The sequence below is a fragment of the Cellulophaga sp. RHA_52 genome (genome assembly GCF_007827205.1).
GTDB classification, from domain to species: Bacteria; Bacteroidota; Bacteroidia; order Flavobacteriales; family Flavobacteriaceae; genus Cellulophaga; species Cellulophaga lytica.
This window is the reverse complement of the sequence record NZ_VIRZ01000001.1, coordinates 2,555,348-2,568,092: the sequence shown is the minus strand read 5'-3', so window position 1 is coordinate 2,568,092 and position 12,745 is coordinate 2,555,348. Positions and strand designations below refer to the sequence as shown.

The window sequence follows — 12,745 nt, the reverse complement described above, 5'->3', positions numbered from 1 at the left end:
CACTATAATTAATACTATCAAAAAGAACATTAAGTAGGCATAAAAGCAATATTTTGTTGTAAAACAGCTTTAGGTTGTTGCCACAATAACAATTGTGAACATCAGTGTAAATAAAAAGTTAAAATGATTTTTAAAATTATGCAAAAAACATCGGTGAACGTACTGTTCTTTAGTATTTAGAAGATTTTAAAACACAAAAAGCAATAGATGAATTTCGTCGTATTTAATGGCTTTTTAACCAAAAAATTTCCTCATTTAGACTTAAATTTAAATGAATAAATTTGAGTAATTAATATATAAAATATATTTATTTTTTAGTCCATAAATCATTCATTTCTTCTAGTGTTTTTCCTTTGGTTTCTGGTATAAATTTCCATACAAATAGTGCTGCCAATACTCCCATTAAACCATATACCCAATAAGCAAAACCGTGATTAAATTTCTCTACTAAATAACTGTTTTTATCCATCATAGGAAACGTCCAAGAAACAAAATAATTTGCTATCCATTGTGCCGCCACTGCTACAGCTAAAGCTTTACCTCTAATGCTATTAGGGAAAATTTCTGATAAAAGAACCCAAGCCACAGGTCCCCAACTCATAGCAAAACCAGCTACATATACCAACATACAAACCAATGCAAATACTCCCAAAGATGTGTTGTAAAATGCTGTTCCTAGGGCAAACATAGCAATAGCCATACTTACAGCACCTATAATCATTAACGGTTTTCTACCAAATTTATCTACCGTTTGTATAGCTAACACTGTAAAAAGTAAATTAATAGCACCTACAATTATAGTTTGCAACAATGCTACATCTGTACCAGAACCCATACTTTTAAAAATTTCTGGCGCATAATATAACACTACATTAATACCAACAAATTGCTGAAAAACGGATAATAAAACACCTATCATAATAATAGGTACGCCATATGAAAATAACTTTGCAGAGTGGTTAGTAACTGTACTTTTTATTTGATTTAAGATTACTGGAGCATTATCTACACCGTTAACTTTAATTAATACATCTAATGCTTTTTTAGGGTTAGATTTTAACACCAAAGATCTTGGGGTGTCTGGCACAAAAAGTAAAAAAAATAGAAACAAACTTGCAGGTATTATTTCTGATGCAAACATCCAACGCCAACCAACGGTATTTAACCAACTGTCATCTCCGTGACTAGAAATAAAATAGTTAACAAAATAAACAACCAACATACCAAATATTATAGCAAACTGATTCATTGACACTAATTTACCTCTTTTATTGGCTGGTGAAATTTCTGCAATATATAATGGAGATAGCATAGATGCTAACCCCACACCAATACCGCCAATAATACGGTATACAATAAAAATGTACATAAAAGTATGGTCTCCTTCTCCAATAGGTTTTACAAATACCTCTGGAATTGCAGATCCAATTGCCGAAATTAAAAATAGAGAAGCTGCTAATATTAACCCCTTTTTTCTGCCTAGAATTTTACTTATTACACCACCAAAAATACCACCAATTATACACCCTATTAATGCACTAGATACTAAAAACCCTAGTCTTGCATTGGAAGCTGTTTCTGATAAACCAAAAGGTAAAACAAAAAAATGCTCTAAAGAACTTACGGTTCCAGATATAACTGCAGTATCATAACCAAATAGGAGTCCGCCTAAAGTAGCTACCAAGGTTAATTTCCATAAAAAAAAGGTATTAGTAGAAGTCTTCATAAGTTTAAAAAGGTTAGTTGGTTATGTATATGGCTATAAAAAAAGGCATAAACTATTTATTAAAGTTTACACCTTTTTAGTTATTATATATACTGATTTATGATGTTCTCAAACAATTCTTGTTTTCCACTAATTAAATCTAATTCGCCATTTTCTAGTGCTATTTTATGTAAATCTTGAAGGTTTAATTTTCCATCTTCAAAGTCTTTACCTTTTCCTGAGTCAAAAGAGGCATAACGTTTTTTTCTAAGCTCATCATAAGCAGAAGAAGTTATAATCTTATCTGCTGTTAGTAATGCTCTTGCAAAGGTATCTGCTCCTCCAATATGAGCTAAAAATACGTCTTCTAAATCTGTAGAGTTTCTTCTAATTTTAGCATCAAAATTAACACCACCTCCTTGCAAGCCTCCAGACTTTAAAAATACTAACATTGCCTCTGTAGTTTCTTGTATGTTATTAGGAAATTGGTCTGTATCCCAACCGTTTTGGTAGTCTCCACGGTTAGCATCAATACTACCAAGCATACCTTCGTTGGCTGCAACTTGCAACTCATGCTGAAAAGTATGTTGCGCCAAAGTAGCGTGGTTTACTTCTATATTAATTTTAAAATCTTTATCTAAACCATACTTACGTAAAAAACCAATTGCCGTAGCCGAATCAAAATCGTATTGATGTTTCATTGGTTCCATAGGTTTTGGCTCAATAAAAAACGTACCTTTAAACCCTTGAGCTCTTGCATAATCTTTAGCTGTAGTTAAAAACTGTGCCATATGGTCTAATTCTCTGCCCATATCTGTGTTTAACAAAGACATATAACCTTCTCTACCACCCCAAAACACATAATTTTCTCCGTTTAAAGCAATAGTAGTGTCTAATGCTAACTTTACTTGTGCTCCTGCCCTAGCAACCACATTAAAATCTGGATTAGTAGCAGCACCATTCATATACCTTGGGTTAGAAAAACAGTTTGATGTTCCCCAAAGTAACTTCACTTTTGAAGCTTCCATTTTATCCTTTAGATAATCTGTAATACTATGAATTCTTTTTTCTGACTCTACTAAAGTTGAACCTTCATTAATCAAATCAAAATCGTGAAAACAATAATAATCAAATCCCATTTTTGTTATAAATTCAAAAGCTGCATCTGCTTTATCTTTTGCTGCTTGTAATGGATCTGATGAAGAGTCCCAAGGAAAATTTTGAGTTCCAGGTCCAAAAGGATCAGAACCTTGACCACAGAAAGTATGCCAATACGCAATTGCAAATTTAAAATGCTCTTTCATTGTTTTACCAGCAACAACTTGGTCTGCATTGTAATATTTAAATGCTAAGGGATTTGTAGATTCCTTCCCTTCAAACTTAATATCTCCTATACCTTTAAAGTATTCTTTATTGCCAATTAATGCCATATTATTTATGTTTTAAAATGATTTCTAATTCGTTTTTCCATTTCTCATACGCCGTAACATATGGTATCTTATTTTTTAATGGTTTGTATGTTTTTACGTGATCATTAGCACTGCTATTATTTTTAAATGCTGTAAAATCACCTTTATACACTCCTGCTGCTCTTGCAGCGCCAATAGCTCCTGTAGTATTATATATTTCTATCTCATGACCAATTAGTGTAGCTACTGTCTCAGAAAAAATAGCAGACCTAAACAAGTTGTCGTTACCTGCTCTAATAACATTAATAGCAGTATTATCATCTTTTAATATTTGCATACCGTATGCAAATGAAAAAGCAATACCCTCTAGAGCTGCCCTAACCAAATGTGCTTTGGTATGCTTATTTAAGTTTAAATTGCAAAAATGGGTACCTATAGTTTTATTATTAAACATACGTTCTGCACCATTACCAAAAGGTATTAAGCTTAACCCATTTGACCCTACAGAAATATTAGAGGCCATTTTATTCATTTCATCATAACTATTAACCCCTAAATTATCTTTTAGCCAACGGTACTGTATACCTGCACCATTAATATTTAAAAGCTTACCTAACACAGGTTGTTTTTGTGTGTAATTAACGTGAGCAAAATGGTTAATTCTAGAAGTTTCTTTAGATTGCACATTATTTGTTACCGCGTATACAACACCAGATGTACCTCCTGTAGCGGCAACCTCGCCGTGGTTAAATACGTTTAAAGAAAGTGCATTATTGGGTTGGTCACCGGCTCTGTAATTAATAGGTATACCAACAGGTAACCCTGATTCAGTTGATGCTTTCTCTGTTACTAGACCCTGGCTTGTAAAATTTGATACAATGGTTGGCGTTAAGTCTTCATTTACCTCATAATACTCTAATAAAAAAGAAGCCAACTCATCATTTTTAAAATCCCATAAAATACCCTCAGATAATCCGTTTTTTGTAGTATTTAATTCTCCCGTAAACTGCATTGCAATAAAATCTCCCGGAAGCATGTATTTATAAATTTTATTGTAAACATCTGGTTCATTATCTCTAACCCATTTTAATTTAGATGCCGTAAAATTTGCAGGCGAATTTAAAAGCCTTGTTGCACATTTATTTTTACCAATTTCTTCAAATGCTTTTTCTCCAATTTCTACAGCCCTACTATCACACCAAATAATTGCATTACGTAAAGGGTTTAAGTCCTTATCTACAACTACTAAACCGTGCATTTGGTAAGAAATACCTATTGCAGAAATTTTAGATGCGTTTATACCAGATTCTTTAATTGCCCGTTTTGTAGCATTGCATACGTGTTTCCACCAAAGAGTAGGGTCTTGTTCTGCCCAATTTGGTTGATGAGCAATAATTTCCATTTCGGTTTCTGGTTCATTAACAACAATTATTTGTTTACCTGTGTCTGCATCTACCAATGCTGCTTTTACAGAAGAACTACCAATATCATACCCTATATAATACATACTTATAATGATTCTCTTAATATTAATTGTGTTGGAATATAGCTTTGCAAAGGCTTATCATTAGTTACAAAAGAAGCAGCTGTAGAACCTAGAGCTTTAAAATCTGTAGATACTACACTAATACCTTTATATATAAATTTTTTCATAGGGGTTTCATTATAAGATAAGAAACCTACATCTGTACCAGGTTCCAGATTTTGATCTTTACATTGTTCTAAAAAGTTACCTAAAACTCTATCACTTACACTTATGTAAGCCTCATTTTTAACTACTTTAAAGTCATTTACATCTAAAATAACATCATAATCTAAATTGCTTTCTTTACAGAACTTTTTAAAATATGTAACCGTTTCAAAAGGATGATACGTGAATGTAGGATACACAAATACCAACCGCTTGTATTTTTTAAAATTAGAAATAGCCTCTTTTAAAGCATTAGAAAAAGAAACTCCAAAATCTTGAAATACGTAGTTACTATCTTCTTTTGCGTGTATATTCCAATCTATTAAAAGCAGGTTACTTGTATCAAAATCAGATAAAATTTCTGCTACTTTGTTATGGTTAAAATTCATAACTACATACTTATAATACTTACCCTTACTATTGTTAAGTATGGTTTTATAATTTTCTATTTTATAATGATGAAACTGTACATCTACAATTACATTTTTTGGCAAGTTATTTACAAAAGAATGATATAAAACTTCTTTATAGGCTTTAAAAGTATCTAGAACCAAAAGCACTTTTTTGGTTTCATTAGCTATATAATACCCCTTGTTAGGCACAGATGCTATTACACCATACTCCTTTAAAAGTGAATATGCTTTAAAAACCGTATCTCTAGATAAATTAAAGTCTTTACACACCTTATTTACAGAGGGTAACGCATCTCCATTAGTTAATACGTTTGTAGCTAAAGCATCATTAATAGCATTAACCAATTGTAAGTATTTTGGTATATCACTATTAGAATTAATTTCAAATTTCATAAACCGTTCTGTTCTGTTCTGGTTTGTCAAATATAGAAATTTTATTTTAAAATTAGTAATATAGATTACAAACATATAATGTAAGTAAATTCAAACAACGAAAAAGTATTTAGTCGTAAATAAAATACCGTTTATCTAAAAAATACAATATTGAGAGCTAAAAAAGCTTTTATTAAAAAAATGTTAAAAAGCAAGATCCAATAGTCACAAAATAACGTATATATACAAACCTATAACGAATATACATTCTTGACAAGCAATAATATAAATTGTTAAAAACGTGTGAAAGTAAATTCTTATATTGCCAACGGAAACCAATTTTAAAAAACCTACTTATGAATTACAAAAATAGATTAATATCTAATTTTTTGTTGTTTTTACTACTTCTTGTTCCTGTATTGTGTTTAGGAAACCTTAACCCTACCCCTACAAACAGATTATTGGATAGTATTTTAAAGAGTACAAATGCGAATGCTGGTATTTTAAATTTATACAGTGTAAGTAATTCTTTCAATTTAAAAAACATTGAAGAAGAGTTTCCGACACCTAAAGCAATAATCAATGACAGAAATGAAGCTGCAGCAGTTTTAGAAGAAATAGACCTAAAAGATACTTGGGTTAATACTTTATCAAATAACGATATTGTAACCTTACCAGTAGGTATTAAAACCACTGTTAGTGAAGTAGAATACTCTATTGGAATAGCAAAAGCAACAATACACAAAGATTATACTGAGTTAACTGTTTTTGCTAGAGTTAGACTACCCCAAACAGATGAAAGCGGAGATCCTTTAGAAATATTTTTTGGCGCAAATAATGTAAAACTCTCTCACGATGGTGGAATTTTTGGCGATGCAAACCTTGTTCTTTTAGGAGATGTACAAATACCTTTTAATGCTGGTAACTGGCTATTAGAACTTAAAGGTGGTTTTGACTATAAAACAGGTAATACAGATAACCTTACCTATGTTACTATAGACTGTAATGGTGTAAAAGAAATGGGTTTAGCAGCTGAGGTACAATTCTCAAGGAATTTAATTATACCAGTTACAGACCTTGGTGAACCAGAAAAAGAATTTAAAAATGTACAAAGAATAGATGGTACAACAGCTCAGGTACCAAATAGAGTAACAGGAAAATTTAATATGGTTGCTAGTGGATGGAATGATATTGTTGCAACAATAGACCTTCAGCCATTTACGCTATCTAAACATCCAGATAAATTTGTTTTTAATTTAAACGAAGCTACGCTAGATTTTAGTGATACTAGAACTCCTGATATTCCTTTTCCTCAGCATTATCATGAGAAAGGTTTACTATTACCAAATGCCGAATTGTGGCGTGGTGTGTACGTTCAGTCTTTAGAGGTTTCTTTACCAAAGACTTTTAAAACATCAGAAAGTATAGCTAAACAAGAGCGTGTAAAGTTTGCTGCCACCAATATGATTATTGATAACAATGGAGTATCTGGACTATTTTCTGCAGAAAATATTATTCCACTAGATAAAGGAAGAACTAATGACAAAAAAGCTTGGGCTTTTTCTGTTGATTATATTGATGTTGAACTTACTACAAACCGCATAACTAGTGCTGCGTTTGACGGACAAATAGTTTTGCCTATTTCAGCTAAAAAAGAAACAACTTCTTCTACTAATAAAGATGATAAAAAATTAGGCTTATCATATAAAGGTTTAATAAGTGAAGAGGAATATCTTGTGCGTGTTGCTACTGCAGATACACTAAACTTTAATGTATGGCAAGCTAAAGCACAATTACTACCAAATTCATTTATTGAGTTAAAAGTAGCAGATAATAACTTTAAGCCTAAAGCGGTATTAAATGGTCGTATGGCAATATCTGCTAGTCAAAAACAATCTTTAGAAAATGAAGGCACCAAAGATGCAGATAGTAGCATGGTTAACTTTAAAGGTATAGAGTTTCAGAATTTAGTATTACAGACTGAAGCCCCTATTTTACAAGTAGATTATTTTGGATACAAAGATGAAGTTAAACTTGCCAACTTCCCTGTATCAATAGCAGATATTGCTTTTAACTCTAATAACCAAGAAGCTGGTATTTCATTTGATTTGAAAATAAATCTTATGGGAAAATCAGATAAAGGTTTTGCTGCGGATGCAAGATTAGGAATCATAGGTAAATTTAGTGAGGAGAATTTTGTTCAAAAATGGAAGTATGACCGTATAGATCTTTCAGAAATAAATATTGAAGCTAATATGGGTGCGGTTAAAATAAAAGGAGGCTTACTTCTTATGAATGACGACCCTATTTATGGCAATGGCTTCTCTGGAAATATAGAAGGTACATTTAGTGAATTTGGACCAATTACGTGTAAAGCTATTTTTGGAAAAAGAGAATTCAGGTATTGGTATGTAGATGCTGCTGTTCACGGGCTTAAAATAAATGCAGGACCAATACAGCTTTCTGGTTTTGCAGGTGGCGCGTTTTACAAAATGACCAGGCAACCAAATGCTGGCCCAGATTTTTCTCCTTCAGGACTTTCATACATTCCTAATGCTGATACTGGCTTAGGTGTAAAGGCAATGATTTTTGGAGGTATTCCTGATGAAAGTGCAATAAGTATTGGTGCTGGTTTTGAAATAGAATTTAACAACAATGGCGGTGTAAATAGATTAGGTTTCTTTGGTGAAGCACAAATGATGAAAGCTTTTGATATTCCCAACCCTGTTGCTAAACTTACAGATAAGCTAGGTAAAATGGTAGACACAGAGGCCTTAAATGGTGTAATGGACAGCAAAGTTGGTAAAACTTTTTTAGACAAAGCAGATGATGAATATGAAAGTGAAGTTGTTGGTGAAGCTGGTATAACAGCTAAAATAGGAATGGAGTTCGATTTTGTAAACAAATCATTCCATGCAACTATGGATTTATATGTAAATGTTGTTGGTGGCGTATTACAAGGTAGAGCTTCTGGTGGTAGAGCTGGTTGGGGTGTTTTTCATTCTTCGGAAGACGAATGGTATGTACATATGGGTACACCAACAGACAGACTTGGTTTAAAACTAGGAGTTGGTGCAATATCTGCACAAGCAGGCGGATATTTTATGTTGGGTGACAACATACCTGGTAGTCCACCTCCTCCTGCTATTGTAGCAGAAATTTTAGGAGTAGATGCTGAGTCCTTAAATTATATGAGAGATGAAAATGCTCTAGGTGATGGACGCGGTTTTGCCTTTGGAACGGACTTTTCTATAGACACTGGCGATATGAACTTTTTAATGTTCTACGCTCGTTTTCAGGCTGGTTTAGGGTTTGATATTATGCTTAAAGATTACGGCCAGGCACAATGTGTAAACACAGGAGACCAAGTTGGTATTAATGGTTGGTATGCTAACGGACAAGCATATGCTTATTTACAAGGTGAACTAGGTATCAACCTAAAATTATTCTTTGTTAAAAAACGTATTCCTATTATAAAAGCTGGTGCGGCTGTATTATTACAAGCTAAAGCCCCTAACCCTGTTTGGATGCGTGGTTATGTAGGCGGACATTATGACTTACTAGGTGGTTTAGTTAAAGGTAAATTTAACTTTAAAGTAACTATTGGTGAAGAGTGCGAGTTTGACAATGCATCACCACTTGGAGGGTTAAAAATAATTAGTGACCTAACACCAAGAGATGGTGAAACAGAAGCTGATGTTTTTGCAACGCCACAAGCAGCATTTAATATGGCTGTAGAAAAAGCATTGACAATTCCTGAAGCCGATGGCGACCATATTTATAAAATTACCTTAGACGAATTTAAAATTACAGATGAAAGTAATACCGAAATCACTGGTTCTTTAGAATGGGGAGAAAATAGTAACAATGTAACATTTGTTCCTGAAGATATTTTACCTCCTTCAACACCATTAAAAGTCAGCGTAACAGTTGGTTTTAAAGAGAGAGTAAATGGTGTTTACCAAATAGTAATGGTAGATGGTGCTCCTGCAAAAGAAACAGAAGAACGTTCTTTTACTACAGGTGGAGCACCAGAATACATTCCTTTAAAAAACATTGTATACTCCTACCCTGTTATAGATCAAGAGTATTACTATCCTAAAGAGTATAATAAAGGTTATATACAATTAAAACAAGGTCAAGATTATTTGTTTGACGATTCGCAATGGAAAAGTGAATTAGCATTAATTAGTGAAACAGGTGAAGAAGAAAAACCTGAATTTTCATACAACAATACTAGTAACACAATTAATTATACTTTACCAACATTAGATAAATCTACAAATTATTCATTATCTATTTTTAGTAAACCAAAAAATGCAAGTTCAGAATCTACATCTACTAGAACAGAAAACAATACAGATTTTGGTGATGATAATACAGTTACTGTTACAGATAATAATGCGCAATCTGTTTCTAAAGATGGTAGTATAGAACGTATAGGTTATAATTTTAGTAGTAGTGCTTACAACACTTTTGCTAAAAAGATAAAAGCAATAAAAGTTAATAACTATGGTTGGGGTAAAATTGCAAATGATGTGGTTTACCTATATAACGCTATAGATAACCACGAGGCTTTTGAAACTGCAGAGCTAGTAGGTACTGCCTATACAGATAACAAACCAATGGTAGTTGCAGAATCCGACTTAAATGACAGTTATTTTAAGCAAGACATTAATCCAATTTTATATCAAAAATACAGTTCAGGTGCATATAAAATAGAACGCCCAGAAGATCCATATGGTTTACCTCCAAAAAGAGCATTACCGTTGTTTACAAATTATGTTACAAACATCGCATACGGTATTAATAAAGGATGGACAAGAACACATTTTCCGTTTAGGTATAATTTGCCTGAAATCTATAAATTAGACTACACTACTACTAAAACCAATGTTTTAAATGATTATGTAGATGGTATAATTACGTTAACTAACCCAAATTCAGCAATACTAGATACAGAGTATATTTTTATTCCAAAAGGAACATATACTATAAAAGTACAATATGTTTTACCTGGAAATAAATTGGGTACATCTGAAACTGTAAACTTTAAAAATCTATTAGATTTAGACTAATGATAAAAAAAATATTTTTCTTTTTTTCTTTATTTGTAATGTTCTCTGCTTATTCACAACAACAAGATAGCATTACAACGCCTTCTATACAAGTTATTGCCAGAGCTCAACAAGGCAAAATTTTAGTGCGTTGGGCACCAACAGATGCTGTAGTATGGCAAAGAGCAAATACTTATGGTTATACACTAGAACGCTTTACAGTATACAGAGATGGTAAAAGGTTAGACGCACCAGAACAAAAAACTATTGTTACTGGCACTTTAAAACCTGCTCCTGTAGCATCTTGGGAAGAAATTTCTATGGCTAATGATAATGCCGCTATACTAGCACAAGCAATTCACGGTGAAGATTTTGAAGTAGGTACAGATGAAGGTGAACTAATGGCTATTGTAAATAAAGTACAACAATTAGAACAGCGTTATTCTTTTGCTTTATTTGCTGCTGATATGAATTTTGAAGCGGCAAAATTAGCTGGCTTGGGTTTTGAAGACACAAATATTAAAAGTAATGAAGGCTATTTATATCGTGTAAAATCTGCTATTCCCGCAGAGTTAGCAACCAACGTAAAAGAAGGTTTAATTTATATTGAAGCTTCTAATACAGAGCCACTACCCGCTCCTATAGATTTAGTGGGTGTTTTTAAAGATAAAGAGGTATTGCTTACGTGGGAATATGAACTATTTAAAAGCATTTACGCAACGTACTATGTAGAACGTTCTGAAGATGGTACCAATTATAAGCGCTTAGACGACTTACCATTAGTAAATCTAAACAACACAGAAGATTCGCCCACAAAACGTATGTATTATGTAGATACTTTAGCCCAAAACAACAAAAAATACTACTATAGAGTATTAGGCGTTTCGCCTTTTGGAGAGCAAGGTAAGCCATCTAAACCTATCGTTGGTCAAGGTCAAAAAGCTCTAACAGCTACACCTTTTATTACCAATCATAAGTTAATAGGAGATACCAATGCCGATATATTCTGGGAGTTTCCAAAAGAAAAAGAACCGGAAGTAGCTGAATTTCAAATAAGAGCTGCTACAAAAGATAATGGCAAATATGAAATTATTAAAAAAGGAATAACACCACAAACAAGGTCTGCAAACATTACTGCGCCTTACGCTACCAATTATATAAAAGTAATTGCGGTAGGTAAAGATAGTACAGAAACAGCATCGTTTTCTGCTTTAGTTCAGTTTGTAGATTCTATTCCGCCTGCAAAACCAGTTGGACTAATTGGTGTTATGGATAGTTTAGGAATAACTACAATTACTTGGGAACCAAACACAGAAAAGGATATGCTAGGCTACCGCGTTTTTAGAGGTAATATAAAAAACGAAGAATACGCACAAATTACGATAGATCCGGTTACCACAAATAAGTTTAAAGATACCGTACAAGTTAAATCTTTAAACGATAAAGTATACTATACTGTAGTAGCTGTAGATAACAGATACAATAACTCAGACTACTCTGAGGTGTTAGAAATTAAAAAGCCAGATGTTGTACCACCATCTTCCCCTATTTTTAAAAAATATAAGGTTAATAAAGATGGAGTTTCGCTTTCTTGGATTAAAAGTGTAAGTGCAGATGTAGACAGGCACCAACTTTACCGTAAAAATAAAAGCACTGTGGGCGAATGGGAACTTGTTTTTGAAACAAATGACACTATCACAAATTTTGAAGACACTAAAGTAGCAGCTGCAACAAAATACACCTATAAAATTCAGGCGATAGATGATAGCGGACTGATATCTGCGGACTCACCTACCCTAACCATAGAAACAGCTTCTAATACAGAAGACAAAGTTTTAAAGGGTTTAAACGCAACAGTAGACAGAGAGCAAAACAGCATTACACTAAACTGGCGAAAATTACCATCGGAAATTAAGGAATTGGTCATTTTTAAATCTAAAAAAGAAGGAAAACCTTCTACTTGGAAGCAATTAACTGCATCACTTACAAAAATTATAGACAACAATATATCTCCTAATAATATCTATATCTACCAAGTACGCCCTGTATTTGCTAATGGTAGTTTTGGAACTTTGGAGACTATAGAAGTAAATTATTAA

6 protein-coding genes are annotated in these 12,745 nt (G+C 32.8%); 2 read left to right on the top strand and 4 right to left on the bottom strand.

The window, feature by feature from the left end:
- Positions 1 to 307 precede the first annotated feature (307 nt).
- The 4 genes from xylE to JM80_RS11320 all read right to left on the bottom strand — a co-directional run bounded on the left by xylE (position 308) and on the right by JM80_RS11320 (position 5,610).
- Positions 308 to 1,726: a D-xylose transporter XylE gene (gene xylE / locus JM80_RS11335; protein ID WP_144710176.1), complete on the bottom strand. Its 1,419-nt coding sequence runs from the start codon at positions 1,724 to 1,726 to the stop codon at positions 308 to 310.
- Between the two features lie 83 nt (positions 1,727 to 1,809).
- The gene (gene xylA, locus JM80_RS11330) at positions 1,810 to 3,135 is read right to left on the bottom strand and encodes a xylose isomerase (protein ID WP_034646410.1); all 1,326 of its coding nucleotides are present in this window, start codon (positions 3,133 to 3,135) and stop codon (positions 1,810 to 1,812) included.
- Between the two features lies 1 nt (position 3,136).
- Positions 3,137 to 4,621 (bottom strand): xylulokinase, encoded by a 1,485-nt coding sequence (locus tag JM80_RS11325; protein ID WP_089118552.1) that lies wholly within the window; start codon positions 4,619 to 4,621, stop codon positions 3,137 to 3,139.
- Between the two features lie 2 nt (positions 4,622 to 4,623).
- Complete coding sequence (locus tag JM80_RS11320) at positions 4,624 to 5,610, bottom strand: GntR family transcriptional regulator (protein WP_144710174.1); 987 nt, start codon at positions 5,608 to 5,610, stop codon at positions 4,624 to 4,626.
- 335 nt (positions 5,611 to 5,945) lie between these two features.
- Here JM80_RS11320 and JM80_RS11315 point away from each other — a divergent pair, with 335 nt between their 5' ends.
- Together JM80_RS11315 and JM80_RS11310 are read left to right on the top strand one after the other, a co-directional pair.
- Positions 5,946 to 10,667: a hypothetical protein gene (locus tag JM80_RS11315; RefSeq protein ID WP_144710172.1), complete on the top strand. Its 4,722-nt coding sequence runs from the start codon at positions 5,946 to 5,948 to the stop codon at positions 10,665 to 10,667.
- Entirely contained in the window at positions 10,667 to 12,745 is a 2,079-nt protein-coding gene (locus JM80_RS11310; protein WP_144710170.1) for a hypothetical protein, read from the top strand. Before JM80_RS11315 ends, JM80_RS11310 begins: the two co-directional genes overlap by 1 nt.